Genomic DNA, 25,828 nt, shown 5'->3' with positions numbered 1-25,828 from the left:
TGACGATCATCGCGTTCATCGGCTGCGTGTTCTCACCCTATTATGCCTGGAGCGCCGAGAAGGACCCCTATGCCCATTGCGCCATGAACGTGGTGCTGTACGGCGACCGGGGCCGCTTCGCGATGACGGAGCGCCGCGCCGCCAGCCTGTCGCGGAGCGCCGACCATATCGCCGTGGGACCGAGCGCCATGCACTGGGATGGCACGGCCTTGACGGTGCGGATCGACGAGCGCGGGGCACCCCTTCCCCGCCGGATCCGCGGCACGGTCCGCCTCGAACCGCGCGGATTCACGGCGGGTCCGTTTCATCTCGACCGATCCGGCCGGCACCGCTGGTGGCCGATGGCGCCGTCCTCGCGGGTCGACGTCACCTTCGATCAGCCCGACCTCCGCTGGAACGGCAGCGGCTATTTCGACACGAATGACGGCGACGAGGCGCTGGAGGCCGCATTCTCCCGATGGACGTGGTGCCGGGCCGATCTGCCGGACGGTGCCGCGATCCTGTACGACGTCCAGCACCGCGACGGCGGCGGCCAGAACCTGTCGCTTCGATTCTCCGCCGACGGCAGCCGCCGTGATATCCGGCCGCCGCCGGCCGCGGCGCTCCCGGCGACACGCGTCTGGCGGATGCCGCGCGAAACCCGCAGTGACGGCGGCCGGTCGCGCGTGCTGGCGACGTACGAGGACACGCCGTTCTACACCCGCTCGCTGCTCGCCTCGACGTTGGGCGGCGAGCCGGTACGGGCCATGCACGAGAGCGTGTCGCTCGACCGGTTCCGCAATCCACTCGTGCGGCTCATGCTGCCCTTCCGGATCCCGCGGCCGTTGGCCCCGTGAGGGGCTACACGTGGACGCCGCCGGTCCCGGCCGTGCGCTGGTCCGCCGAGTCGATCCGAGGTCGAAGGCGATCGGCAATGCAAGCGAAGGTCGCCAGGCACAGCACGAAGCCGAGGGGAAAGCCGGTCAGCGCCGCCGCCTCGCGGGTAACCGCGAAAAGCGGTGCGCTACAGAGCAGCACGCGTTCGTGCGTTCGCAACCCGCCCGCCCGATAGGCAACCAGGGCCAGCAGCAAGGTAGCCGGGACGACCGGCGCGAGGTCGTAGACTGGCAGGTATGGTGACAGTAGGGGGGCGACGGCGACCAGCACGGCCGCGCGGAGTACAGGGTCGGTCAGCCGGCGCCACGCCTGGCAGGCCAGACCGAGCGCCAGCACGGCGACCAGCGCCTGCGCCGCCCAGGCGGCGGCCATTGAGCCGCCGAGCAGGCGCACGGCTCCGAACGCGCTGGCATTGAGGTCCAGGCCCGCGGCGGCGCTCTGCAGGATGATCCGATTCGTATCTCCGAGGGTGGCCAAGAAGCTGAGCCACGGCCCCGTCCCGAAGAGCGCGAGCGAGGCGAGGCAGAGGGTCAACACCGTCGAGAGGCAGGCCGCCAAGCAGTCTCGCCGGCCGGTCACCAGCAGGAGCAGCGGCGCCAGGGCCGCGAAGTGCGGCTTGTAGGCCAGCAGGCCGAAGCAGAGCCCGGCCAGCAGGGGGCGGCGGTCGACCAGCACCGCGCCGAGGGTCAGAAGCGATGCGGTGAACAGGCCGTTCTGGCCGTAGGCGAGGTTGCTGAGCACCAAGGGGTGGGCGAGCGCGACGAAGGCAACATCCATGCGGCCGGCTGCCACGCGCATTGCCAGTGCGAACAGGGCAAGCGAGAGCGCAGTCCAGAGCAGGTAGGCCGACTGCGGCTCCATCAGCGCCATGGCGGCTGCCGGAAGGAGGAACACCGGCGGGTAGTGCCAAGCGAACCGACATTCCTGTCCGAAGGCCGCCTTCATGTTCGCCAGGTGCACCGGCAGATCGTAGGGTTCGGCCCCCCGGCCCTCCAGGGCGGAGCGGCCGGCGACCCAAACCTGGACGAAGTCGTTGCCGAGGGGATCGCCGTACCAGTTTCGCCGCGGCTCCGGGCCGGTGCCGTAAACCAGGACGACCATGGCCAGGCCGAACGGGACGAGCACCCAGGCGGCGCGCTTGGCAAAGGCGAACAGGCGGGCGTCGCTGCTCAGGAGGCCTGCGAGGTCAGCCTGCAGCGCGGCAGCGCGTGCGGCCAATGGGCCCGGCGCGCGGGTCTGGATGTGCGCAGACATGACGGACGGGTTCCGCATCCGGGTTTCGCCACAATCTAAGCGCGTGCGGTTCCGGGCCCGTTAACAGGGGTGTTTGCGGCTCGGCCCGGCTTGTGCAAGAGGGCGGCGGCTGCGATCCTCGCGCCGTCAACCGGGGCGGTCATATCGATGCGACTGGACGAGGCGTCATCGGCCCCGCGCGTCCTGATCTACAGCCACGACACCTTCGGGCTCGGGCATCTGCGCCGGTCGCGGGCGATCGCCAACGCGGTTGTCGCATGCAACCGCGGCGCTCGGGCGATGATCGTCTCGGGCTCTCCGGTGGTCGATCGCTTCGCCTTCGCGCCGGGCGTCCGGACGGTCCGGCTGCCGCCCGTGACCAAGTTCGCTGACGGCAATTACGCCAGCCTCGACCAGGCGACTCCCCTCGCGCGTACCGTTGAGCAGCGATCCGCGATCATCGCCCAGGCCTGCGGTGCGTTCTGCCCCGACCTGATCATCGTCGACAAGGAGCCGGCCGGGTTCCACGGCGAGCTGCTGCCGGCGCTGGAGGGCGCCGCCGAACGCGACATCCGCATGGTCCTGGGCCTGCGCGATGTCCTCGACGATGCCGACCGCCTCGTGCCCGAATGGGAACGCAAGGGTGCCGCCGAGACGATGGCCCGCTTCTACGACGAGATCTGGGTCTACGGGCTGAGCCGCATCCACCAGCCCCTGGCCGCGCTGCCGATGGAGCCCGCGATGGCTGCCCAAGTCGAGGGGCGCCTGATCTACACCGGCTATCTCCGCCGCGAACTTCCGGAGTGCCGCGCCGGCCGCGAGGAGCCCGCCATCGCCAACGACGCGTTCATCCTCGTCACGCCGGGCGGCGGTGGCGACGGTGCCGCCCTGATCGACTGGGTGATCGCCGCCTATGAGGCCGATGCCGCAATCCCCCTGCCCGCACTCATTGCCTTCGGTCCCTTCCTCGATCCCGGAACGCGCGACGGCTTCGCGCATCGCATCCGCGGGCTCGGTGGCCGGATCGCGGCCATCACCTTCGATAGTGAAATCGAGTTCCTGATGCGCAAGGCCGCCGGCGTGGTCGCCATGGGCGGCTACAACACGTTCTGCGAAATCCTGTCCTTCGACCGGCGCACGATCCTCGTGCCCCGGACCGAGCCGAGGCGGGAACAGGCGATCCGGGCGCTCGCTGCCGAGCGGCTCGGCCTGGCGCGGGTGCTCATGGAGGCCGACGGCCGAACGCCCGAGCGCATGGCCGCCGCGCTCCGCGCCCTCCCGGACCAAGACCCGCCGTCGCGTGTGCTGGTCCCGGGCTTGCTCGACGGTCTCGACGTGGTCGCGCGCCGTGTCCAGGCGCTGACGGCGCGCGGCAGCGCGGATACGGAAGCCCGGCCGTTCCTGAAGGCCTATTCGTGAGCACCAATCGCATCGCCGTGGTGCTGAAGGGTTATCCGCGGCTCTCCGAGACCTTCATCGCGCAGGAGTTGCTGGCACTGGAACGGCGCGGCCTGCCTCTGGAGATCTGGTCCCTGCGCCGACCGACCGACCGGGCGCGCCACCCGATGCACATGCAGATCCGCGCGGAGGCCGCCTATCTGCCCGAATACCTGCACGAGGCGCCGTTACGGGTGCTCCGCGGTCTCGGTGCCGCGCTCCGGCGTCGGCGCCTGCCCGCACTCCTCGCAGTGTTCGCCCGGGACTTTCGACGTGATCCGACGGTATCGCGGATGCGTCGTCTCGGGCAGGCCCTGGTCCTCGCCCGGGAGCTGCCGGCGGATGTCGCCCATATCCATGTCCACTTCCTGCACACCCCCGCCAGCGTCGCCCGCTACGCGGCGCTGCTGACCGGGCGCCGGTGGAGCTTCTCGGCTCATGCCAAGGACATCTGGACAACGCCCGATTGGGAGCTGACCGAGAAGCTGCGCGACGCCGCATGGGGGGTGACTTGCACCCGCGACGGGCTCGCTCGCCTGGAGGCCCTCGCGCCCGGCCAGACGCTGCTTGCCTATCACGGGCTCGACCTCACCCGGTTCCCAAACCCGCCGCCGACGCGTGAACCGCGCGATGGGACGGATCCGGCCCGGCCCTTCCGGCTCCTCTGCGTCGGGCGGCTCGTCGCCAAGAAGGGGCACGACGACCTGATCGACGCCCTGGCCTCTCTGCCGCCTAACCTGCATTGGGAACTTGATCTGATCGGCGGCGGTGAATTGCGGGCAGCTCTGGAGGCGCGGGTCGGGGCCAGCGGCTTCGCGCAGCGTATCCGTTTCCGGGGCGCCCTTGCGCAACCCGCGGTGGTCGAAGCCATGCGGGCGGCCGACCTCTTCGTTCTGCCGACAAAGCCCGCTCCCGGCGGCGACCGCGACGGCTTGCCGAACGTGCTGATGGAGGCGGCGACCCAGGCGCTTCCGATCCTGGCGACCGCTTTCGCCGGGACTCCGGAATTCATCGCCGACGGCGTTCACGGCGTTCTCGTTCCACCGGGTGCGCCGGCGCCCCTTGCCGCGGCCCTGACTCGGCTTGCGGGCGACCCGGCCCTCCGTCACCGGCTCGGCGCGGCCGCCCGTGTACGCCTCGTGCATGACTTCTCCGAGGAGGCCGCAATCGCGCTGATCGCCGGTCGGCTGCGCGCCTCCGCGGGACTGACGCGGGATTCGGCCGCCCACGAACCGGAGCTGTCCGCGTGCGCGTCCTGATTGCGGTCACGCATCTGCTCGGGGCGGGGCATCTCACGCGTGCCGCGGCCCTGGCCCGCGCCTTTGCGGCAGCCGGTCACGAGGCCATGCTGATCTCGGGTGGCGTCCCGGCGCCGATGGTCCGCCACGACGGGCTCCGCTTCGTGCAGCTCCCGCCGCTCCGGATCGTCGGCACGGATTTCTCGACGCTACTCGAGCCCGACGGACGACCAGCAGAAGCCGCGCTACTCGCGCGCCGGCGCGCGCTCCTGATCGAGGCATTCAGGGCTTTCGCACCGGACGCGATCATCACCGAGCTGTTCCCGTTCGGCCGGCGCGCCCTGGCACCCGAGTTCCTGGCGCTGGTGGAAGCCGCCCACGAACGCGGGCCGCGTCCGCTCGTGCTCGCCTCCGTGCGCGACATCCTCGTGGCCTCGACGAAGCCTGCGCGCATCGCCGAGGCGCATGCGCGCGTCGCGAAGCTCTACGACGCCGTCCTGGTTCACGGTGATCCGGCCCTCGCGCCCCTTGACGCTTCCTGGCCCGTGGACGCCGGCACGGTCGCGAAGATCCGCTACACCGGCTACGTGGACGAAGGCATCGAGGCCGCGCCAGCCTCCCGCCGCGCGGGCATACTGGTTGCGGCCGGATCCGGGCCCGCAGGGCTGCTTCTGCTCCGTGCGGCCGCCGAGGCGGCGCGGCAGCGGCCGGTTCTCGGCTGGCGGATCCTGGCCGGCCACGGCGTGCCCGAGGCCGCGTTGTCCGGGATCGGCCAAGGTCTGGCGCCCGGCATCCTCGGCCGGGCCCGGCCCGATTACCGCGCCCTCCTGGCCGGCGCCGCTCTGTCGGTCAGCCAGTGCGGCTACAACACGGCCATCGATCTCCTCGCTACCGGCACGCCCGCCGTGCTGGTCCCCTTCGAGGCCGGTGGCGAGACCGAGCAGCGCCTGCGCGCCGAGCGTCTCGCCGCCCGCGGTCTCGGCCGGGTGCTGCCGGAAGCGGCGCTGACGGCCGAGACCCTCTTGGCGGCGATCGAGGCGCAGAGCGCCGCGCCTGCGCCCGGTCCGCACGGCATCGATCTCGACGGTGCCCGGCGCACGGTCGTATCGGTGGAGACCTTGCACGAAGATGGCCCGGCGCGACGCGCACGTATTCCTTTCTCCGATTCCGCTTTCGAGGCCGTCCGCGGCGCCCTGGACGCCGTGGCGGCGCGGGGCCTGCGCGTGCCGCTGTTCTGGCGTGACGACGATGCCGTTGCCGGAAGCCCGGCGCTCGACCGGCTCATCAGGCTCTCCGAATCGCACGGCATGTCGCTGCTCCTCGCGGCGATCCCAGACGGAATCGAGCGCTCGCTTCAGCGGCGGCTCGAAACGGCGTCGGGCTTGTGTGTCGCCGTCCACGGCTTGGCCCATCGCAACCACGCCCCGCCGGGTGAGAGGCAGGCGGAATTCGGTGTGCACCGGTCCCTCGAGACGCGGATCGCAGAGGCCGCTGCAGGCCTGCGGATCGCCCGGGAGCGGCTGCCGGAGGCGAACGTCCTGCCCGTCTTCGTGCCTCCCTGGAACCGCCTCGCGCCGGATCTCGCCGCCGCTCTGCCCGATCTCGGCTACCGGGGCCTTTCGGCCGTGCCCGGTCCGCCGGTCCCCGGCTTGCGCCGGCTCGACGCCACGCTCGACCCGATCGATTGGCGCGGCAGCCGGTCCCTGCGCGCTCCGGAGGCGCTGTTGTGCGGCCTCGCCGCCGAGATCATCCGGGCGCCGGAGCAGCCGATCGGATTGCTGACCCATCACCGCGTCCACGACGCGGCGATCTGGACCTTCGTCACGACGCTCCTGGCGTATCTCCTCAGGCATCCGGCGATACAGATCCTGGATCCTCGGGAGCACTTCGGCACCGCCGCGATGGACATGCGCCCAACGGCATCTAAGTCTCAGGCATCACAGATCGCGAGGACGGGTTGAGCCCGCTATTGTCCATCCGCGACCTCGCGGTCGCGTTCCGTACGGAGACTGGACCGTTCGAGGCGCTCCACGGCCTGTCCCTCGACGTCTTCCAGGGCCGGACCCTCGCCCTGGTCGGCGAGTCCGGCTCGGGAAAATCGGTGACCGCCCAGGCGATCCTCCGGATCCTGCCGCCCGCCGCCGCCATCAGCCACGGCCGGATCCTGTTCCGGGAGGGCGAAATGGAGATCGACATCGCCCGGCTGTCTGCCGAGGGCGAGGCGATGCGGGCGATCCGCGGCCAGCGCATCGCCATGATCTTCCAGGAGCCGATGACCTGCCTGTCGCCGCTGCATACGGTGGGCGATCAGATCGGCGAGGCGCTTCGCCTCCACACGGGGGCGGATCGCAAGGAGGCGGATGCGCGGACCGAGGACGCGCTGGCCCGGGTCGGCTTCCCCGATCCGCACCGTGCCCTGCGGACCTATCCGTTCGAGCTGTCCGGGGGACTGCGCCAGCGCGCCATGATCGCGATGGCGCTGATCCTGAAGCCCGCCCTCCTAGTCGCCGATGAGCCGACAACCGCGCTCGACGTCACGACCCAGGCGCAGATCCTCGCTCTGCTGGCCCGCCTCCAGGACGAGACCGGGATGGCGATCCTGCTGATCACCCATGATCTCGGCGTGGTCGCCAACATCGCACACGACGTGGCCGTCCTGTATCGCGGCCGCTTCGTCGAGTCGGGCCCGCGCGACACGGTGATGCGTGCGCCGGGCCATGCCTATCTCCGGGCGCTTCTCCATGCGGTGCCGCGCTTCGACATGGCACCCGGCGAGCGGCTGACGCCGATCCGCCCCGCCCAGGCCGAGATCCCCACAGGGCAGAGTCCTGCGCCGCTGATGGGGCCGCTTCTCCAGGTTGAGGGGGTGAGCAAGAGCTTCACCCTGCGCGCTGGACGGTTGTGGCAGAAGCCGCGGATCGTTCATGCGGTCTCCGACGTCTCCCTGCGCCTCGCGGCCGGCCAGACGCTCGGGCTCGTCGGCGAATCCGGGTCGGGCAAGACCACCGTCTCGAAGATGATCATGCGGGCGCTCCGACCGGATTCCGGCCGGATCCTGTTCGATGACGGCAGCGGCCCTCGGGACGTCCACGCTTTGAGCGGCGATGCGCTGTTCGCCTATCGCCGCACGGTCCAGTTCGTATTCCAGGACCCCTACGCGTCCCTCGATCCGCGCATGACCGTCCGGCAGATCCTGTCGGAGCCGATGGAGATCCATGGCGTCCCGGCAGCGGAACGGCGGGAGCGCTGCCGCGCCCTGATGGCGATGGTCGGCCTGGAGCCCAACGGCCTTAGCCGCTATCCCCACGCCTTCTCGGGCGGGCAGCGGCAGCGCATCGGCATCGCCCGGGCCCTCGCACCGAAGCCGCGGCTGCTGGTGCTCGACGAGCCGGTCTCGGCCCTCGACGTCTCGGTCCAGGCACAGATCCTGAATCTGCTCAAGGATCTCCAGGCGGCGCTCGGCCTCTCCTATCTCATCGTCTCCCACAATCTGGCAGTGATCGACTACATGGCGGATACCATCAGCGTGATGTGCCGCGGGCGCATCGTCGAGGAGGCTCCCCGCGCCGCCCTGTTCCGCCGTCCCGTCCACCCTTACACGCGGGCGCTGCTCGCCGCCGTGCCGGATCCGAGCCTCGACCACCCTCTCGATTTCGCGGCGGTGGCGGGTGACCAGAACGACCCGGCACGCTGGGAAGACCCGTTCCGTCTGGCCCCCGACGAGGCCGGTGCGATGCGCGCGGTCGAGACCGGGCACTGGGTGCGCTTCGGCGCCGCCCACGCGGCGGAGGCCGCGTGATGCAGGCCCGGCCACCCGTGATGCTGGAGCGCCTGCGCCGCAAGGTGCTGTCGCCCCTCTTCGATCGACTCGGCTACGACCTCGTCCCGGCCGCCCCCGATTGGAGCCACCGGCCGACCTCGCCGCGCGAGGTGACGACGCTCCTCGAATCTGCCGCCGCCATCCTGGAACGGGATCTCGCCGCGGCCGGTCTCGTCCCGGACGGCGCTGTGCTCGAACAGGTCCGGGCGTTCTGGGCGCTGATCCCGACCGCCCCCGTCCGGCAGCGCCGCGGCGGTAGCGGCTTCAATGGCGCGCTGCAACTCTACGTCGCAATGCGGGCGTTAAGGCCCGATTTCGTCATTGAGTCGGGGGTGTTCCGCGGCCTCACCACCTGGGTGATCCGGCAGGCATGCCCACAGGCGCAGATCTTCTGCCACGATCCGGACCTGTCGGGACTGCAGTACCGTGACCGGCTGGCGCGCTACAGTACCGCGGACTGGTCGACGGCCGACTGGTCCCTACTCGATCCGGCACGGACGGTGGCGTTCTTCGACGACCACGTGGCCCAGGGCCGACGGGTCTTGGAGGCTCAGGCCCGCGGCCTGACCCGGTTGCTCTTCGACGACGATGCGGCCGCGCACCGGATCCACGCCCATGGTGGCCCCGCGCATCCGACCATCGCGATGATCACCGGCCCCGAACGCAGTCCGGAGCCGATCCGATGGACCCGGAACGGCCGCCACTTCGAGCAGCCGGTCGATGACGCGCTTGTCCGTCAGGCGGCCGGCCTGATCCTCCGGTCGCATGCCTTCGACGATCTGCACCGGGCCACGGGCTACTCGCCGGCGCGGCTGACCTCGGTGACGCTGCGGGGTGGCACATGAGCGCGTGGGATATCCGGAACGGGCCCCCCGCCCCCCTTCCCGACAGAGGCGAGCGCGACACCGCAGTCTCCCGGCGCGCCCTTCTTGCCGGCCTCGGCGCCACCCTGACCTGGTCGCGCGCGCCGTCACGGGCCCTCGCGGATACGCCGCCGGACGCCCCCGGTCCGCCGACCGCCCCCTACCTCGCCGACCTCGCCGCCCACGGACGTCGTCTCGGGACAAGGGGCGGGACGATCCGGACCCTGATCGCGAAGGCCCGGGACGTCCGCTACCTGTCGGTTTACGGCTATACTCGCCTCATCGGCTACGACACCGACCTGAACCTGCGGCCCGACGTGCTGGAGCGGGTCGATGTCGAGGGCGGCCGCTTTACCTTCACCCTGCGCCAGGGACACCGCTGGTCGGACGGCCATCCGTTCACCACGGAGGATTTCCGCTACTACTGGGAGGATGTCGCCAACGAGAAGGCGCTGAACCCCGACGGGCCCGCAACCTTTTTCCGGGTCGACGGCAAGCTTCCCCAGGTCGAATTCCTCGACCCGGTCACCGTCCGCTACAGCTGGGACCGTCCGAACCCGATGTTCCTGCCTGCTCTGGCGGCGCCGCGGGATCCGTTGATCTACCGGCCGTCGCATTACCTCAAGCCATTTCACGCCCGCTACATCGGCAAGGACGCCGCCGACGCGAAGGCCAAGGCGCTCAAGCTTCGCGGCTGGGCAGCGCTGCACAACCGACTCGACGACAATTACGAACTCAACAATCCGGATTGCCCCACCCTGCAGGGCTGGGTGCCGCGGACCCGCTCGCCGGCGACCCGGTTCCGGTTCGAGCGCAACCGCAGCTACCACCGGGTCGACACGGCCGGCACGCAGCTGCCCTACGTCGACACCATCGTGATGGATGTGGCCTCCCAGGGCCTTCTGGTCGCCAAGACCAATGCCGGCGAGGCGGATCTGATGTTCCGCGGGCTGTCGATGCCCGACATTCCGAGCCTCAAGGAGGGCGAGGCTGCGCATCGCTACCGCACCAACCTGTGGCCCGTGGCCCGTGGTTCGGAGATCGCCCTCTATCCGAACCTTACCACGGCGGATCCGGCCTGGCGGAAGCTCAACCGTGATTTGCGCTATCGGCAGGCCTTGTCGCTCGCCATCGATCGCCGGACGCTCAACAACACGCTGCTGTTCGGGCTCGGCACCGAAGGCAACGACACGATCGTGTCGGAGAGCGCGCTCTTCGAGCCTGAGATGCGGAGCCTCAATGCGGGTTACGATCCGGCGCAGGCCGCGAAGCTCTTGGACGCCGTGGGCCTGACCGGACGCGACGGATCGGGCACGCGACTGCTGCCGGGGGGGCAGCCCCTTGAGATCGTGGTGGAGAGCGACGGCGAGGCCGAAATGGTGCTCGACGCGCTGCAACTCATCACCGAGTTCTGGCGCGAGATCGGCATCCGCCTGATCACCAAGCCGCAGGAGCGCACAAACTTGCACCGCCGCTCCATCGGCGGCCTGACCGTCATGGTCGCTGCCCAGGGGCTCGACCTCGCGGTCCCGACCGCGATCATGCCGCCGACGGAACTTAGTCCGGCTCAGCCGGAGCATTATTCCTGGCCGCTCTGGAGCATGAACGTCGAGAGCCGCGGTAAGAGTGGGGAGACCTGCGACATGCCGGAGGTACGGCGCCTGCTCGACCTCGATCGGCAGTGGCGCGACACCGACGATGCCGGCAAGCAGGCTGCGATCTGGCGCGAGATGCTGATGAACCACGCGCACAACACCTGGGTGATCGGCACGGTGGCGGGCGCGCTCCAGCCTGTGGTCGGCGCGGAGCGCCTGATCAACCTGCCGAAGCGCGCGCTCTATTCGTGGGATCCCACGGCGATGATCGGCGTGCAGCGCCTCGACGAGCTGTTCTGGGACAGCGGCGCCGATAAGCGCGCGGAGGTCCGGTGATCACTCAGATCCTCCGCCGGATCGTCACCATGGCGATGACGCTGCTCGTCATCTCGGCGCTCGTCTTCATCATCATCAAGCTGCCCCCCGGCGACTACCTGACCAACCGGATCATGGAGCTTCGCGCCACCGGCGATGCCAGCTCCGTGGCGAAGGCGGAGTTGCTGATCCAGCAATACGGGCTCGACCGCCCGGTCTGGCAGCAATACCTGATGTGGATCGGAGTCATGCCCGGGTCGGTGGGATTCTCCGGCCTGCTCCAGGGCGATTGGGGTTGGTCGTTCGAGTACGACAAGCCAGTGGCCGACGTCGTGGGCGATGCCCTGTGGCTGACCCTGCTGATCAACCTGACGGCGGTGGTGTTCGTCCACCTCGTGGCGATCCCGGCGGCGATCTATTCGGCGACGCACCGGAACACGGCCGGTGATGCCGTCGTGACCCTGCTGGGCTATGTCGGGCTCGCAGTGCCGGGTTTTCTGCTGGCGCTGATCTTGCTGTTCTATGCCAACCGTTGGTTCGGGCTGTCGATCGGCGGCCTCTACGATTCGGCGCTCACCAACCAGCCCTGGACCTGGGAGAAGATTCGCTCGCTCCTGGCCCACTTGATCGTGCCGACCCTGGTGATCGGGCTTGGCGGCACGGCGGCCATGATCCGGCGGATGCGGGCCAACCTGCTCGACGAGCTGGCCAAGCCCTATACGGTCACGGCTCGTGCCAAAGGCCTGCCGCCCCTGCGGGCCTTGCTGAAATACCCGTTCCGGATGTCGCTTAATCCGTTCGTGGCGGATATCGGCAACCTGTTGCCGCATCTCGTCTCGGGTTCGGTTCTGGTCTCCCTGGTGCTCAGCCTGCCGACTGTCGGGCCGCTGCTCCTCGAAGCCTTGCGCAATCAGGACCAGTTCATGGCCGGGTTCATCCTGATGTTCGTCGCGGCTCTGACCCTCGTCGGCATGCTGATCTCGGACCTGATCCTGGTCTGGCTGGATCCGCGCATCCGCATGGGCCTGCGATGAACCGGCCTGCGATGAGCGGTGCGCGCCCCGCATCCGGACATTTCGTCGATCCGGCCCCATTCGAACCGGAATCCCGGCCCGAGAGCCCGGTCGCCACGGCCTCCGCTTGGCGGCTGATCCTGCGGAAGTTCCTGCGACACCGTCTGGCCGTGGCCTCGGCGCTGATCTTGCTCGCGCTCTACGCCACCGTGCCCTTCGTCGAGCAGCTGGCACCTTACGGGCAGGCCCGGCGCAACGGCGACTTCCTCTACGCGCCGCCGCAGGGCGTTCATCTGTTCCATGAGGGCCGGTTCGTCGGGCCCTTCGTCTATCCCTATCGCGCCCATCTCGATCTCGACACGTTCCGTCGAGACTACAAGGTGGATGCGTCCGCTCCGCAGCCGCTGCGGTTCCTCTGCCGGGGCGACGGCTACGACTGGCTCGGGCTCGTCAACGCCGACCTGCACTTCGTCTGCCCGCCGAAAAATGGCACGCTTTTCCTCCTCGGTACCGACAAGCTGGGGCGCGACCTGTTCTCCCGCATGATCTACGGGGCTCGGATCTCGCTCACCATCGGCCTCGTCGGCGTGGCGATCTCTTTCACACTCGGGCTCTTCTTCGGCGGCATCGCGGGCTATTTCGGTGGTCTCGTCGACGCCGCCGTGCAGCGGCTCATCGAGGTGGTCCGTTCCCTGCCCGAGCTTCCGCTCTGGCTCGCGCTGTCGGCGGCACTGCCGCCGAACTGGAGCCCGCTGCTGATCTTCTTCGGCATCACGGTGATCCTCGGCCTGCTCGACTGGCCCGGACTCGCCCGTGCGGTGCGCGGCAAGCTACTGGCTTTGCGCGAGGAGGATTTCGTCCAGGCCGCCGAGCTGATGGGCGCCTCGCCCACCCGGGTGATCGGCCGTCACCTGATCCCGAACTTCATGAGCCACCTGATCGCTTCCGCGACCCTGTCGATCCCGACCATGATCCTCGGCGAGACGGCCCTCTCCTTCCTGGGTCTGGGCTTGAGACCGCCGGTGACCAGCTGGGGCGTGCTGCTCAACGAAGCACAGAATCTCGCGGCGGTGCAGCTCTACCCATGGCTGCTTCTGCCGGTGCTTCCCGTGCTGGTGACGGTCCTGGCCTTCAACTTCATGGGTGATGGGCTGCGCGACGCGGCCGATCCGTATCACTGATTGAGGCTGCGTCGGCCTGCTTCGTAAGGGCGGCGTGGCGACCCCGGAGCGCGGCGCAGGACGCCGTCGCGTTGGGCGCGTGCCGCACGGCGTCGACGCGAGGGCGAGGTGCGTCTGCCTATCCCGCAAGCGGAAGCGGTGCGATCCGCGTCGGCGCGGCCGCGCTCTTGCGCTCCAGCAGACCCGGGGGCGGAACCGGCGCATCGATGGTGCAGACGACGCCGGTCGGTTCGTAGCTGAGTACGACCTCGCCGGCGAGTTCCCGGGCGAGGCTGCGCTCGATGAGGCGCGAGCCGAATCCGGTCCGGGTCGGCTTCTTCACAGGCGGTCCACCGCGTTCCGACCAGCGGAGGGAGAGCTGCATCCCCTCCGCGCGTCGTACGGTCCAAGAGATCTCGACCATGCCGCCCTCGGCCGACAGCGCGCCATACTTCACGGCATTCGTGCCGAGTTCGTGCAGCGCCATCGCGATCGACAGGGCGAGCCGTGGCGGCAGCCGCAGGGCCGGACCCACGACCTTGAACCGCGAGGCTCGGCCGTCGCCGGCTTCCAGTGGCCGGATCGCGTCTGCCACGACGGCGGAGAGTTCCGCGCCCTCCCAGCTTTCCCGGGTGAGCACGTCGTGGACCCGCGCCAAAGCCAGGAGGCGCGCCTCGAACGCCGCGCGCGCCGCGTCGGCCTCCGCGCCCTCCAGCCCGCGCAGCGACTGCGCGGCGATCGACTGCACCGTGGCCAGGGTGTTCTTCACCCGATGGTTCAGTTCGTGGATCAGGAGCAGCAGATGCTCCTCGGCATTCTTCGTGTCGGTGATGTCGATGTTGCAGCCGGTATAGCCCAGGAAGTTCTGGTCGTCGTCGAGCCGTGGAACGCCTTCGCATTGGAGCCACCGCACGGCCCCCGTCTGGTCGATCACCCGCGCCTCCGTGCGGAACGGCATGCGGGCCTCGAACGCCTTCGTGAAGGCGCTGCGGAAGCCCTCCAGATCATCGGGATGGACGATCTGGTGCCAGCCGTCGTCGTTGAAGCGCGCTGCGGGCAATCCGAACAGGTGCTCGAAATGAAGATTGGCGAAGCTGACTGCCCCGGTCTCGTCGGTCATCCAGATCAGGGCGGGAGCCGAATCGGCCATATGCCGGAAGCGCGCCTCGCTCTCGCTCAAGGCGCTCAAGCCGCGCTTGGTTTCGGCGAGGGCCCGGTCGCGTTCTTCCTCGCGGGTCCGCAGCCGGAGGGACGCCTCCGACAGCACGGCGCCGAGCCGCTGGATCTCATGCACCGGAGACGACACGCGCGGGATCGCCTCGCCCCGGGCCAGCGCGGGTCCGGAGGCGGCCAGCAGGCGCAGGGGACGCGAGACACGTGACCAGAGATTCACCGCCAGGAGCGACGAGGTGGCGAGCACCAACAGACCGAATCCGGCGAAGGCCCAGATCCAGCGCCGTACCCGCGCATCGACGAGCGCCTGAGGGATGCTCGTGGCGACCATCCAGCCCGTCAGCCGCGAGCGTGCCTCGATCACCACCACCGGCTTGTGCTGGCGGTCCTGGCCTTCCCAGACGCCTGGGGTCGCCGATTGCACTTGGCGGAGGCTGGCGAGGCGCGGCTTGCCGACCACCGCCTCGGGATCGGGGAGCCGGGCCAGGACGATGCCGGACCGGTCGCTGATCCCCGTCGTCCAACCCGGAACGACCTCGCGGGACAGGATGCCTTGAAGGCGGGAGAGGGGGACGGTGAAGCTCAGGATGTAGCCGACTTCGCCGTCGATCATCACCGGCACGCCGACCGCGTAGGTCGCCTCGCTCGGCGTCGGGCCCGGCACGTAGCCGCTCACCATCGCGCGCTGCGTGCCCCGGGCCAGGTCCTGGTCGAAGGGAAGCGCGACCATCGGCATCGGCGCACCGCGCGGGACGCCGGTATTCACCACCTCCTGACCGTTGGGCCGGCGCAGCAGCACATCCAGGTCGATCGATTCGCGGACGAGGCGCGCCTGGGCGTCGAACGCCTCGAATTCGCCCAGCCGGATCCGCGGTGAGGTCGCAAGGGTCTGCAGCACCGAGACCAGGCCGGCGGTGTCGCGGTCCAGGGAGAGGCCGATGCCGCGGACGTTCTCGCGGGCATCCTGCTCGAACCGCGCACGCTCGGCGGACGCATAGCGCATCAGCAGAATGCTGGTGAACAGCAGGCCCGGGCCGATCAGCGCGATCACCAGCGCGATCAGATAGACCTGAGTCGAGAACCCGCTGCCCCCGAAACGGTGCAGCCGCCGCGACAGCCACGAGCGGCGCGCGGGGATCACCGCCGGGACGCCTGCGCCCTCGGCTTGATGGTCCGGACTCAAGCGGGGTCCGTCCCCGGCCTGCGGCGCCCCGCAGGCTCGTCGCCGTTCCCTCGCCTCATGACCGGTCGATATGACCGAGATCGCGCGCCGGGTCGAGGTGGTCGCGCACGCGCTGCTTCAGCGCCTTTACATCCGGGAAGCCGCCATCGCGCACCCGTTCCCACAGGAGCACCTCGCCCAGTTCGATGCGGAAGGTGCCCCCAGAGGCCGGGATGAGGGCGACTTCGCCGAGGTCGTCACGAAAGGTCGAGAGCAGCTCCTGCGCCATCCAAGCCGCGCGCAGAAGCCAATTGCACTGTGTGCAGTAAGTGATCGCGACGCGCGGTCGCCCTAGCGTCGCCGCGCCCTCCGCCGTCACGTCGCTGCCGGGTTTTGCGCCCGCTGGCCCATCGTGCATGCTCGCACAGCGCACCGGGCCGCCGGCCTTGTCAACCTCGCATGCGTAGAGGACGGTGGGCCTGCCAACAGGGACGATCGCGCTTGGACTTGGCGGCCCTCGATTCGGAGCCGCCTTCGGATGACTGTCTTGGTGTTTCCGAACATCATCTGCCGCGCTTGACGTGTCGGCCTGCCGCGCACTAGAAGGCCCGCCACCGGGTCGCGGCGCCCTTGAGGGCGAGCGGCAAGTATGCGTGCGCTCAGGCTGCACGCCGGTACGGACGGTTAGCACAGCGGTAGTGCGTTCCCTTCACACGGGAAAGGTCGCAGGTTCGATCCCTGCACCGTCCACCATTACACCCGCCCTCTCCCGAAGGTCTGATCAGGTCGGCTGCCGCGTCGGTTTGCCACTCGAAATGCGCGTGCTAAGGGCGCTCGATCGGCGAACGCATAAGCTTGCACCCGGCCATCCGGGTCGCAGGTCACGGGCAGGGGAAGGGCGGGAACAGCCATGAAGGATATCCTCGACAAGCTCGACCAGCGTCGGGCGCAGGCCCGTCTCGGAGGCGGCGAGAAGCGGGTCGAGGCGCAACACAAGCGCGGCAAGCTCACGGCGCGCGAGCGGATCGAACTCCTCCTCGACCACGGGTCGTTCGAGGAATTCGACATGTTCGTGCAGCACCGCTCCACCGATTTCGGCATGGAGAAGCAGAAGATCCCCGGCGACGGCGTCGTCACCGGCTGGGGCACGATCAACGGCCGCACCGTCTTCCTGTTCTCCAAGGACTTCACCGTGTTCGGCGGCTCCCTGTCGGAGGCACACGCCCAGAAGATCGTGAAGGTCCAGGACATGGCGCTCAAGATGCGCGCCCCGATCATCGGCATCTTCGATGCCGGCGGCGCCCGCATCCAGGAGGGCGTCGCCGCGCTCGGCGGCTACGGCGAGGTCTTCCGCCGCAACGTCATGGCCTCCGGCGTCATCCCGCAGATCTCGGTGATCATGGGCCCCTGTGCGGGCGGCGACGTCTATTCGCCGGCCATGACCGATTTCATCTTCATGGTCCGCGACACGAGCTACATGTTCGTGACCGGCCCCGACGTGGTGAAGACGGTCACCAACGAAGTCGTGACCGCCGAGGAACTCGGCGGCGCCAAGGTCCACACGACCAAGTCGTCGATCGCGGACGGTTCGTTCGAGAACGACGTGGAAGCGATCCTGCAGATCCGCCGTCTCCTCGATTTCCTCCCTGCCAACAACATCGACGGTGTGCCGGAACTCGAGAGCTTCGACGACGTCGATCGCGTCGATTCCTCCCTCGACACCTTGATCCCCGACAATCCGAACAAGCCCTACGACATGGGCGAGTTGATCCGCCGGGTTGTCGACGAGGGCGACTTCTTCGAGATCCAGTCCGCCTACGCCCGCAACATCATCACCGGTTTCGGCCGGATCGAGGGCCGCACCGTCGGCTTCGTCGCCAACCAGCCGCTGGTGCTGGCGGGCGTGCTCGATTCGGACGCGTCGCGGAAGGCGGCGCGCTTCGTGCGCTACTGCGACGCCTTCGGCATTCCGATCGTCACCTTCGTGGACGTTCCGGGCTTCCTGCCGGGCACGGCGCAGGAATATGGCGGCCTGATCAAGCACGGCGCCAAGCTGCTGTTCGCCTATTCCCAGGCGACCGTGCCGCTGGTGACGATCATCACCCGCAAGGCCTTCGGCGGTGCCTACGACGTCATGGCCTCGAAGCATGTCGGCGCCGACGTGAACTACGCGTGGCCGACGGCGCAGATCGCCGTGATGGGCGCGAAAGGTGCGGTGGAGATCATCTTCCGCAGCGAGATCGGCGATCCGGAGAAGATCGCGGCGCGCACGGGCGAGTACGAGGACCGGTTCCTGTCGCCGTTCGTGGCGGCAGAGCGGGGCTACATCGACGAGGTGATCATGCCGCACTCGACCCGGCGCCGGATCGCCCGCGCATTGGGCATGCTGCGCACCAAGAAGATGGAGCAGCCCTGGAAGAAGCACGACAACATCCCGCTCTGACACGGGAGCGCCAGCCGGCGGAAGTCTCCGCCGGCTTAGCTGCGGTTGCTGTGCTCGATCACTGCGCACAGCGTCAGCGGGCCCTTGTCGGGCGAGACCATCGCCGAGCAGGTGACCCGGGCGCCAGCGAGATCGATGTTGCTGTGGCGCTGCTTAGAGGCGGTCGCCTGGGCGCGATGTGCCGCCTCGGTGATCACGGCGGCATCGATACCGGTCACCGCGTGCCCGGCCTGTCCGAACAGGTCGTAATAGCGGTCCGGCGGGTTCGCGCCGCGGAACTGCGCGCCCACAGAGGACAGGTCGGGCCCGCCGCAGGCCAGAGTCAGCGTCATGTCCGGGCCGGCCGTGAAGCTCGCATAATCGCTTCGGCGATCGGTCGTCTTGGCCGCCGTCTCGGCGGCGACCTTGTCGACTAGGGTGTCGCACGATTGTGCCCGGGCCGCTGCAAAGCTCGCCGCGAGGGAGGTGAAGACGAGGAGAGGTAAGAGCGCTCGCATAGCCGCGAGGTAGCGCGACGGCCAGAAAAGGCGAGCGGGCCGTCGTGGCCCCGCCGCGATCCGGATCAGGTGGATTCGCTGCTTCGTTGCACCGGTGCATGCACCTCGCCGGCGAGAAGCCGTCGTTTCAGGCGGGCGATACCCTCGCGCTGCAACTCGCTCGGTGGAGAATGCGCGCCGGCCACCTGTGTCAGCATCGTGATCAACTCCCCCCGCTCCGCCGGCGTCAGCGCGTCGCGCAGCAGCGGAGTCAGTGCATCGGCGACCTGTGAGAACGGAAGCCGCGCCTGCGTATAGCCCCAGGCTCGGTCGAAACTGGCCGAGATCCGGTCCACCTCCAGGGGCTTCTCCATATACGCGAGGATCCGCGTCTTCTCGCTGGCCGTTAGAGGGCTGCCCGTCCGGACCAGCTGGATCATCAGGATGACCGCCGCGAGGCGCGGATCGCGCACACGTTGCAACGGCGTGCCGACGAAATCCTCGATGGTCGAAACGGCGCGGCGCTGAAGCCCCTTCGTATCGCGGTTGACCTCCTGGAGACCCTTGATGGTTCCGTGCGTGCGCAAGATCCAGAACAGTCCCGCCGCGATAAGGCCGATGAGGCCGAGCAGGATCGGCATGCGAATCCCCCTATCGAATCGACGCGGGACGGTCTCATGCACCTCTCACAGTGTCAAACTGGCACTAATGCCTTCCAATTACACGCGACTATCATAGTATTAACGGCATCGAAGGCGCTTTTCTTGTGTGCTATCGGACTGCACTTCAATCGGTCCCGGCTGCTCGGCGCTCAGCTGGCGGCCGGCGACGTGTCCGCTCTCCCCAGATCGAGGAGAACGATCTCCGGTGGAACGCCCATCCGCACCGGGATCCGGCTCATCCCGAAGCCGCCCGAGACGATCATGTGGCGGCCGTCCTGAATGACGTGGCCGTAGGAGTAGTCGTGTCCTTGCACCTTTCGGATCGCGGGCGCGTGGCCGAATAGGCGGATCTGGCCACCGTGCGTGTGCCCGGCGAGCGTCAGCGAGACGCGGTCGGGCACGGAGACGAAGATATCGGGCTCGTGCGCCATCAGGATCACGGGCGCCGAATCCGTGATCGCCTCCAGCGTCCGCGGCAGGTCGGCCAGGCTGAACGTGCTCCACGCGTTGAAGAATGGCTGCTGGTCGGCAAGACCGGCGAGCCAGAAAGGCCGTCCGTCCTTCACGAGGCGCACCGCGTGGTTTTCAAGAACCGGAATGCCTTGCGCCTCCAGAAGGCGCCGGACCGCCGGCACGCCGCGGCCGGACCTCTGAACGGCATGGTCGTCCCACCAATCGTGGTTGCCGAGGATCGCGTGCGTGCCGAGCGGTGCCTTGAGTTCCGTCATCATCCGGGCGAATTGGTCGAGTGGTAGCTTGCGCCACGCGATCCTGCCGGCCGGATAGTCGCCGAGCAGTAGCACCAGATCGGGCTCGAGGGCATTCGTCGCCGCGACGATCTCCGCGACCCGGTCGAAGGGCATGTACGGCTCGCAGATGTGGAAATCCGCCAGTACCGCAACCCGCATGCGCAAAGACGGATCCCAGTGCGGCAGCGCCGGCGCGTAGGACGTCACCACCAGCCGGTGCAGTGGCTCCACATCGAAGGCGTAGACGCCCGTTGCGGCCGTGAGGCCGGCACCCGCGCCGAGCCCGGTCAGGAACTGCCGTCGGCTCGGCATGATCAGCATCGCGATAAGACCTGTTGACCCTTCGAATGGTGGGCGTCCCGCTAGGTGCCCAGTCCGGCGAAAGCGGGGCGGAGCGGGTTTCACGTCCGCGAGACCGCGCTCCGGAACCGGAAGACCGAGCGTGGCCTGACGCCGCGCTCGGTCTATAAGGCTTTGTCTCGTCCAGCGAAGCGATCCGGAACCAGATGTTGAACCGCCCCCTGCGCATCGGCACCCGCGGCTCCCCGATGGCGCTTGCGCAGACCGGGATGGTCCGCGACCGGATCGTGGCGGCCAATCCGGGCCTGGAGACGGAATTGGTGGTCGTCACCACCGTGGCCGACAAGATCCTGGACCGGCCCCTGTCCGAGATCGGCGGCAAAGGTTTGTTCACTAAGGAACTCGAACAGGCGCTGTTCGCCGGCGAGGTCGACGTCGCCGTGCATTCCATGAAGGATGTGGAGACCTGGCTGCCCGATGGGCTCACCATCGCCTGCATCCTCGAACGTGACGACCCGCGAGACGCGTTCCTGTCGCCGCACGCCGATGGCCTCGCGGGGCTGCCCACGGGCGCACGGGTCGGGACCTCGTCGCTCCGCCGCGGCGCGCAGGTCCTGATGCGGCGACCCGATCTCCGGGTGGTCCCGCTGCGGGGCAACGCCAACACGCGGATGCGCAAGCTCGAGGCCGGAGAGTGCGACGCCACGCTCCTCGCCCTGGCGGGCCTGCAGCGTCTCGGCCTGGAGAGCACGGCGCGCAGCGTGCTCTCGGTCGAGGAGATGCTACCAGCCGTGGCCCAGGGCGCCCTGGGCATCGAATGCCGCTCGGATGACCCGGTGATCCGCGACCTCCTCATGCCCATTGCCTGCGAGCGGACCACCATCGCGGTGTCGGCCGAGCGGGCGTTGCTCGCGGAACTCGATGGATCCTGCCGGACTCCGATCGCAGCCCTGGCGCAGATCGACGGCGACCTTCTGCGGATCGACGGCTTGCTGTTCCTGCCCGATGGCAGCCGCCACTGGTCGGCCTCCCGACAGGGGCCTGCGACGGATGCGGAGCGGATCGGCCGGGAGGCCGGAGCTGCCCTTAAGGCAGCGGCCGGCGACACGTATACCCGCCATTTGCAGTGAGACCGGGCATATGTACGCCGTGACGATAGTCGACGTCTTCACGCATGCGGGCGCGGGCGGAAATCCCTGCCCGGTCGTCTCCGACGCGCAGGGGCTCGACGCGGGGGCCATGCGGGACGTCGCCCGGCGTTACGGCCACGAATCCGGCTTCGCGCTGCCGCCCGATGATCCGGACCATGACCTGCGCCTGCGCTTCTTCGTCCCGAATCACGAGATGGAGATGTGTGCACACGCCACCATCGGCGTTCTGTGGGTTCTGGCCCGCGAAGGCCGGCTGCCGACCTCACCGGTGCGGATCGCGACCGCGAGCGGCTCGGTGACGGGCTTCCTGACCCCGCGCGGCGCGGAGGCGTGGAGTGTCGCGATCACGCAGCCGGTTGGGCGTGTTCGTCCCCTCGGGGACGGGCAGAGAGCCGACGTCTGTGCGGCGCTTGGAATCGAGCCTGACGCTCTCGCCGAGCGGCCGGTCCACAACGCCGTGACATCGCGGGTCAAGACCCTCGTGCCGATGCGCGATACGGCCGCGCTCAACGCCCTCGCGCCCACCGGCGACGCTGTCGAGGCGGCGTGCACGCGGATCGGTTCGACCGGGCTCTACCCCTATGCCGTGCTGGACGGGCCAGCGCGCCTGTTCGAGGCGCGGCAATTCCCCCGCGCCTCAGGCTATCCCGAGGATGCAGCCACGGGGATCGCCGCGGCGGCCTTGGCCTTCGGACTGCTGCAGGACGGTCTCATCGCCGCGGATGACCGCCCGATCCGGATCCTGCAGGGACGGGCCATGGGCCGCCTGTCGGAGATCCGGGTACGGCTCGGTTTCGCCGAGGGGCGCCCGGTCGGGTGCCTCTTGGAGGGTGATGTTGCTTCAGTGCAGGCTGATCGCTAGGGGCCGGCGAGGGATCCGATCGGCGCCTGAGATCGGACGCAGACGGAATTGCTCGTCTCGGATAGGTCAGAGGCTCGGCTCGCCCTGTCTGAAGCAGAAGCTGTTTCTGATGAGCGTCGGCCCCTGCATCCGCACGAGGCGGTGATTGGCTGATCGCTCAGCGAGACCGCCCTCGACCAATCAGGACGGCGCCGAACGGCCGAACGCCTCGCGTTCACGCATCCGCTCGATCAAGTCGAGAACGTGCACGACGCGGCCACTCACGTGCCACCAGGGCCGCAGAGCCGGACGCTGGCGCATCGGCAGGGAGGATTCGCGCGCTACGGCCTCGATTAGGAAGGCCGCCTCGGGAAGCGGCGGCGCGCCGAGGCCCAGCGCTCCCTCAGGCGTGCGGATTGCGCGAGCGATGAGGGCGAACTTCCGCGGGGTTTTGACCCGTGCACGATGGCGAACCGAATCGTAGCCATGTGCGGCCACCACCAGGCCGATTTCGGCATAGATCAGACTGGCCGCCCGAATCGAGGGTCGACAGCCGCCGGGCAGCGCCGAGATTCCCGCCTCCGCGCGGGCATAGAGGCGCTCCGCCTCGGCGAGCAGACGGGCCACCACGCCGGCCAGAGCCGGGCTCGGCCGCGGGTCGGCAAGGAACGCATCGGGATCCAGCCCGGCCGCCCGCATCCAATCCAGCGGCAGATAGAGGCGACCCATCCGGGCGTCCTCGCCGACATCGCGCGCGATGTTGGTTAACTGCATCGCTGCGCCGAGATCGCAGGCGCGGGCCAGGGCGTCGGGTGTGCGGGTGCCCATGACCAGGGCCATCATCGCTCCGACGGAACCCGCCACCCTGGCCGCGTAAGCATGCAATGCCCCGAGATCGGCGTAGCGCCGGCTCTCGGCATCCCAGGCGAAGCCCTCGATCAGTGCGCGCGGCAGCGCCTCCGGGATCGCGTAAGTGGCGACGATCTCGGAGAAGGCGCGATCGGCAGGCGCGTCGGCCGGATGGCCGGCATAGGCCTGGCCGATCCGTGTCTCGAGCCGCACCACTGCGCGGCGACGCTCGGCCGGGTCTTCTGCGTCGTCGACGAGGTCGTCCGAGAGGCGGCAGAAGGCGTAGAGGCCGTAGGCGGCCTCGCGCACATCGCCCGGCAGCAGTTGACCGGCCGCGAAGAAGCTCTTCGAGCCGGCCCGGATCGCGAGGCGGCAGGCAGTCCGGTCGGCCGCAGCGGCAAATTCAGGCGGTAACGCGGGCATCGGGGACCACGCTGTCGAGGATACGGGCGGAGGAGAGGACCCCGGGCAGGCCTGCGCCCGGATGAGTGCCGGCGCCGACCAAGTAGAGGTTGCGGATGCTGCTCGACCGATTGTGCGGGCGGAACCAGGCCGATTGGGTCAGCACCGGCTCCAGGCCGAAGCCCGAACCCCGGTAGCTGAGGAAATCGTCCTGGAAATCGAGCGGGGTCGTGACCTTCGAGGTCACGATGGCCTCCGACAGGCCGGGCAATACGCTCTCTTCCAGCATGGCGGCGATCCGACGCCGATATGGTTCGGCGAGGGCGTGCCAATCCTGGCCGCCGGCGAGGTTCGGAACCGGTGCCAGTACGTAGAAGGTGTCGCATCCCGGGGGCGCGAGGCTTGGATCCGTGGCGGTCGGCCGGTGGAGGTACAGACTCGCATCCTGGGCCAGCACCTTGCGGTCGAAGATGTCGGCCAGCAGGTCGCGATATCGCGGACCGAGCAGGATCGTGTGGTGATCCACGTTCGGAAAGCGCCGGCTGGTGCCGAAGTACCAGACGAACAGCCCCATTGATGAGCGGGCGCGCTCGAACCGGCCCGAACTCCAGCGCTGCGCCTCGGGCAGCAGACGCGCATGTGTCACGGCCGAGTCGGCATTGGAGACCACAAGGCCGGCGGCGATCGTCTCGCCGCTCGTCAGGTCCACGCCCGTGGCCGCGCCCGCCTCCACCCGGATGCGCGCGACCTCGACGCCGAGGCGCAGGCGGCCGCCCTGGGACCGGATCAGCCGCACCAGCCCGTCGACCAGTTGGCCCGTTCCGCCCATCGCGAAGTGGACGCCCCAGCGCCGCTCGAGGTCGGCGATAAGGCAATAGATGGCGCTGGCTCGAAACGGGTTGCCGCCGATCAGCAGCGGATGGAAGCTGAACACTGTCCGCAGCCGCTCGTCGCGGATGAAGCGCGCCACCACATCGTGGACGGACCGGTGTCCCGAGAGGCGCAGCAGGTCGGGCGCGATCTTCAGCATCGAACCGACACTGCCGAAGGGCACGTGACCGAGTTGCTCGAAGCCGATCCGGCAGACGGCACGGCTATGGGCCATGAAACGATCGTAGCCCGCGACATCGTCCGGCGCGAAGCGCGCCACCTCGGCACGCATGCGGTCCACGTCGCCGCTATAGGCGAAGGCCGTGCCGTCCGCGAAGCGGATCCGGTAGAACGGATCCATCGGCACAAGCATCACATCGTCTGAGAGCCGGCGACCGGCCAGCTGCCAGAGTTCCTCGAAGAGCTGTGGCGCCGTGACGATGGTCGGACCGGCGTCGAAGGTGAACCCGTCCTGCCGGTGGACTCGCGCACGCCCCCCCGGCTGCGTCAGGCGTTCGAGCACGGTCACGCGGTACCCTCGCGCACCGAGCCGGACCGCCGCGGCAAGGCCGCCGAAGCCCGAGCCGACCACGAGGGCATGCGGGCGCCGATCGATCTTTTGCGCAATCTTTTGGTCGACCGCGAGTGTCAGCATTGCTTGACACTACCGCCTCCCTTTCACGCCGCGCAAGACCGAAATGCATTTGATGGCGTCTCAGATGCGCGTTGTTCAGAATGCGCCGGCCACACCGCCCGAACGTCGCCGACGCCGCTCTTGGCAACGCCAACGGTCACCCGGTCTCGGGCGCAGGCAATCCTGAACCGATGCGTGACGGTGAGACCAACAATCGATTCGCGACGATTCCTAGACGAAAGCCGCCAGAAGCGGTGCAGAGCAGTAGTCCGTCTGCCATCGACGTCGCACGCACGACAGGCGGAGACGACACGGGGCACGGTTCCGTCCACGGCAACGCCACGCGTCCACCAGAGAGCGACCCAGATCACCAAAGCTGCACTGCGAAGCGCATTTCCGGACCGGCCTCGTCATCGATCGCTTTGTGAGCAGGAACGCGGTGCGGCGTCTGTCCAAGCAACCATATGCAATTTTAAGATGTACCAAAATCGAGCCCGCGCCGCAGCGGCGCTGCAGCGGGATGCGGTCCGCCAGCGACTGCTCGGGCAGCCTGTCCCGCCTCAGAA

The 25,828-nt window shown here is 68.9% G+C and carries 20 protein-coding genes and 1 tRNA gene; 13 read left to right on the top strand and 8 right to left on the bottom strand.

From position 1 onward, the window contains the following. Window positions 1-26: 26 nt before the first annotated feature. A complete protein-coding gene (locus CIW48_RS00815; protein WP_246695078.1) occupies window positions 27-836 on the top strand; it encodes a carotenoid 1,2-hydratase in 810 nt (269 codons plus the stop codon). A gap of 4 nt (window positions 837-840) precedes the next feature. Here CIW48_RS00815 and CIW48_RS00810 read toward each other — a convergent pair whose 3' ends face one another. Then, on the bottom strand, window positions 841-2,130 hold the full coding sequence (locus CIW48_RS00810) for a glycosyltransferase family 87 protein (RefSeq protein WP_149308190.1): 1,290 nt from the start codon (window positions 2,128-2,130) through the stop codon (window positions 841-843). 147 nt (window positions 2,131-2,277) lie between these two features. Between CIW48_RS00810 and CIW48_RS00805 the strand changes: the two genes are divergently transcribed. From CIW48_RS00805 to CIW48_RS00770, 8 genes are read left to right on the top strand one after another with little or no spacing between them, the layout of a single operon-like run. Then, window positions 2,278-3,528: a glycosyltransferase gene (locus CIW48_RS00805; protein WP_149308188.1), complete on the top strand. Its 1,251-nt coding sequence runs from the start codon at window positions 2,278-2,280 to the stop codon at window positions 3,526-3,528. Then, window positions 3,525-4,805, top strand: coding sequence for a glycosyltransferase family 4 protein (locus tag CIW48_RS00800; protein WP_149308185.1), 1,281 nt, complete (start codon window positions 3,525-3,527; stop codon window positions 4,803-4,805). The genes CIW48_RS00805 and CIW48_RS00800 overlap by 4 nt, the downstream gene beginning before the upstream one ends. Then, a complete protein-coding gene (locus CIW48_RS00795; RefSeq protein ID WP_149308183.1) occupies window positions 4,793-6,745 on the top strand; it encodes a glycosyltransferase in 1,953 nt (650 codons plus the stop codon). Before CIW48_RS00800 ends, CIW48_RS00795 begins: the two co-directional genes overlap by 13 nt. Further along, window positions 6,742-8,583, top strand: coding sequence for an ABC transporter ATP-binding protein (locus CIW48_RS00790; RefSeq protein ID WP_149308181.1), 1,842 nt, complete (start codon window positions 6,742-6,744; stop codon window positions 8,581-8,583). The genes CIW48_RS00795 and CIW48_RS00790 overlap by 4 nt, the downstream gene beginning before the upstream one ends. After that, window positions 8,583-9,449: a hypothetical protein gene (locus tag CIW48_RS00785; RefSeq protein WP_149308179.1), complete on the top strand. Its 867-nt coding sequence runs from the start codon at window positions 8,583-8,585 to the stop codon at window positions 9,447-9,449. Before CIW48_RS00790 ends, CIW48_RS00785 begins: the two co-directional genes overlap by 1 nt. Continuing rightward, window positions 9,446-11,398 carry an ABC transporter substrate-binding protein gene (locus tag CIW48_RS00780; RefSeq protein WP_149308176.1) on the top strand — a complete coding sequence of 651 codons (1,953 nt, stop codon included), beginning with the start codon at window positions 9,446-9,448 and terminating at the stop codon, window positions 11,396-11,398. The genes CIW48_RS00785 and CIW48_RS00780 overlap by 4 nt, the downstream gene beginning before the upstream one ends. Next, a complete protein-coding gene (locus CIW48_RS00775) occupies window positions 11,395-12,411 on the top strand; it encodes an ABC transporter permease (RefSeq protein WP_149308174.1) in 1,017 nt (338 codons plus the stop codon). The genes CIW48_RS00780 and CIW48_RS00775 overlap by 4 nt, the downstream gene beginning before the upstream one ends. A gap of 11 nt (window positions 12,412-12,422) precedes the next feature. Then, window positions 12,423-13,571, top strand: coding sequence for an ABC transporter permease (locus CIW48_RS00770; RefSeq protein ID WP_149308172.1), 1,149 nt, complete (start codon window positions 12,423-12,425; stop codon window positions 13,569-13,571). A gap of 118 nt (window positions 13,572-13,689) precedes the next feature. On the opposite strand, the gene CIW48_RS00765 is transcribed toward CIW48_RS00770, so the two are convergent. Together CIW48_RS00765 and CIW48_RS00760 are read right to left on the bottom strand one after the other, a co-directional pair. Continuing rightward, window positions 13,690-15,906 carry an HWE histidine kinase domain-containing protein gene (locus tag CIW48_RS00765; RefSeq protein WP_149308170.1) on the bottom strand — a complete coding sequence of 739 codons (2,217 nt, stop codon included), beginning with the start codon at window positions 15,904-15,906 and terminating at the stop codon, window positions 13,690-13,692. A 55-nt stretch (window positions 15,907-15,961) separates the two neighbouring features. Continuing rightward, complete coding sequence (locus tag CIW48_RS00760) at window positions 15,962-16,303, bottom strand: SelT/SelW/SelH family protein (protein WP_173009145.1); 342 nt, start codon at window positions 16,301-16,303, stop codon at window positions 15,962-15,964. Window positions 16,304-16,563: 260 nt separating this feature from the next. Here CIW48_RS00760 and CIW48_RS00755 point away from each other — a divergent pair. Beyond that, window positions 16,564-16,638: transfer RNA gene (locus tag CIW48_RS00755), tRNA-Val, on the top strand. Window positions 16,639-16,795: 157 nt separating this feature from the next. Next, on the top strand, window positions 16,796-18,328 hold the full coding sequence (locus CIW48_RS00750) for an acyl-CoA carboxylase subunit beta (RefSeq protein ID WP_149308168.1): 1,533 nt from the start codon (window positions 16,796-16,798) through the stop codon (window positions 18,326-18,328). Between the two features lie 35 nt (window positions 18,329-18,363). Here the strand turns inward: CIW48_RS00750 and CIW48_RS00745 are convergent, their stop codons facing one another. The 3 genes from CIW48_RS00745 to CIW48_RS00735 form a co-directional block, all read right to left on the bottom strand. Continuing rightward, window positions 18,364-18,825 (bottom strand): ABC transporter ATPase, encoded by a 462-nt coding sequence (locus CIW48_RS00745; protein ID WP_149308166.1) that lies wholly within the window; start codon window positions 18,823-18,825, stop codon window positions 18,364-18,366. 65 nt (window positions 18,826-18,890) lie between these two features. Then, entirely contained in the window at window positions 18,891-19,445 is a 555-nt protein-coding gene (locus CIW48_RS00740; protein ID WP_149308164.1) for a TerB family tellurite resistance protein, read from the bottom strand. Between the two features lie 170 nt (window positions 19,446-19,615). Continuing rightward, window positions 19,616-20,536 (bottom strand): metallophosphoesterase, encoded by a 921-nt coding sequence (locus CIW48_RS00735; RefSeq protein WP_149308161.1) that lies wholly within the window; start codon window positions 20,534-20,536, stop codon window positions 19,616-19,618. 185 nt (window positions 20,537-20,721) lie between these two features. On the opposite strand from CIW48_RS00735, the gene hemC reads away from it, so the two are divergent. Both hemC and CIW48_RS00725 read left to right on the top strand, forming a co-directional pair. Next, window positions 20,722-21,645 carry a hydroxymethylbilane synthase gene (hemC, locus tag CIW48_RS00730; protein ID WP_149308159.1) on the top strand — a complete coding sequence of 308 codons (924 nt, stop codon included), beginning with the start codon at window positions 20,722-20,724 and terminating at the stop codon, window positions 21,643-21,645. A 10-nt stretch (window positions 21,646-21,655) separates the two neighbouring features. Beyond that, window positions 21,656-22,528: a PhzF family phenazine biosynthesis isomerase gene (locus tag CIW48_RS00725; RefSeq protein ID WP_149308157.1), complete on the top strand. Its 873-nt coding sequence runs from the start codon at window positions 21,656-21,658 to the stop codon at window positions 22,526-22,528. 180 nt (window positions 22,529-22,708) lie between these two features. Here CIW48_RS00725 and CIW48_RS00720 read toward each other — a convergent pair whose 3' ends face one another. After that, window positions 22,709-23,779 carry a phytoene/squalene synthase family protein gene (locus CIW48_RS00720; RefSeq protein ID WP_149308155.1) on the bottom strand — a complete coding sequence of 357 codons (1,071 nt, stop codon included), beginning with the start codon at window positions 23,777-23,779 and terminating at the stop codon, window positions 22,709-22,711. Beyond that, a complete protein-coding gene (locus CIW48_RS00715; protein WP_149308153.1) occupies window positions 23,760-25,283 on the bottom strand; it encodes a phytoene desaturase in 1,524 nt (507 codons plus the stop codon). Before CIW48_RS00715 ends, CIW48_RS00720 begins: the two co-directional genes overlap by 20 nt. Window positions 25,284-25,828: the final 545 nt, after the last annotated feature.

Origin of the sequence: Methylobacterium sp. P1-11 (assembly GCF_008329595.1) — a bacterium.
GTDB lineage: Bacteria > Pseudomonadota > Alphaproteobacteria > Rhizobiales > Beijerinckiaceae > Methylobacterium.
Note: the sequence above shows the minus strand (reverse complement) of the source record. Positions and strands in the feature narration are given on the sequence as shown.

Coding starts and splice junctions, on each gene's coding strand:
- CIW48_RS00810 (WP_149308190.1), bottom strand. CDS start 2,130: ATGTCTGCGCACATCCAGACCCGCGCGCCGGGCCCATTGGCCGCACGC.
- CIW48_RS00805 (WP_149308188.1), top strand. CDS start 2,278: ATGCGACTGGACGAGGCGTCATCGGCCCCGCGCGTCCTGATCTACAGC.
- CIW48_RS00785 (WP_149308179.1), top strand. CDS start 8,583: ATGCAGGCCCGGCCACCCGTGATGCTGGAGCGCCTGCGCCGCAAGGTG.
- CIW48_RS00780 (WP_149308176.1), top strand. CDS start 9,446: ATGAGCGCGTGGGATATCCGGAACGGGCCCCCCGCCCCCCTTCCCGAC.
- CIW48_RS00770 (WP_149308172.1), top strand. CDS start 12,423: ATGAGCGGTGCGCGCCCCGCATCCGGACATTTCGTCGATCCGGCCCCA.
- CIW48_RS00760 (WP_173009145.1), bottom strand. CDS start 16,303: ATGCACGATGGGCCAGCGGGCGCAAAACCCGGCAGCGACGTGACGGCG.
- CIW48_RS00750 (WP_149308168.1), top strand. CDS start 16,796: ATGAAGGATATCCTCGACAAGCTCGACCAGCGTCGGGCGCAGGCCCGT.
- CIW48_RS00745 (WP_149308166.1), bottom strand. CDS start 18,825: ATGCGAGCGCTCTTACCTCTCCTCGTCTTCACCTCCCTCGCGGCGAGC.
- CIW48_RS00740 (WP_149308164.1), bottom strand. CDS start 19,445: ATGCCGATCCTGCTCGGCCTCATCGGCCTTATCGCGGCGGGACTGTTC.
- CIW48_RS00735 (WP_149308161.1), bottom strand. CDS start 20,536: ATGCTGATCATGCCGAGCCGACGGCAGTTCCTGACCGGGCTCGGCGCG.
- hemC (WP_149308159.1), top strand. CDS start 20,722: ATGTTGAACCGCCCCCTGCGCATCGGCACCCGCGGCTCCCCGATGGCG.
- CIW48_RS00725 (WP_149308157.1), top strand. CDS start 21,656: ATGTACGCCGTGACGATAGTCGACGTCTTCACGCATGCGGGCGCGGGC.
- CIW48_RS00720 (WP_149308155.1), bottom strand. CDS start 23,779: ATGCCCGCGTTACCGCCTGAATTTGCCGCTGCGGCCGACCGGACTGCC.
- CIW48_RS00715 (WP_149308153.1), bottom strand. CDS start 25,283: ATGCTGACACTCGCGGTCGACCAAAAGATTGCGCAAAAGATCGATCGG.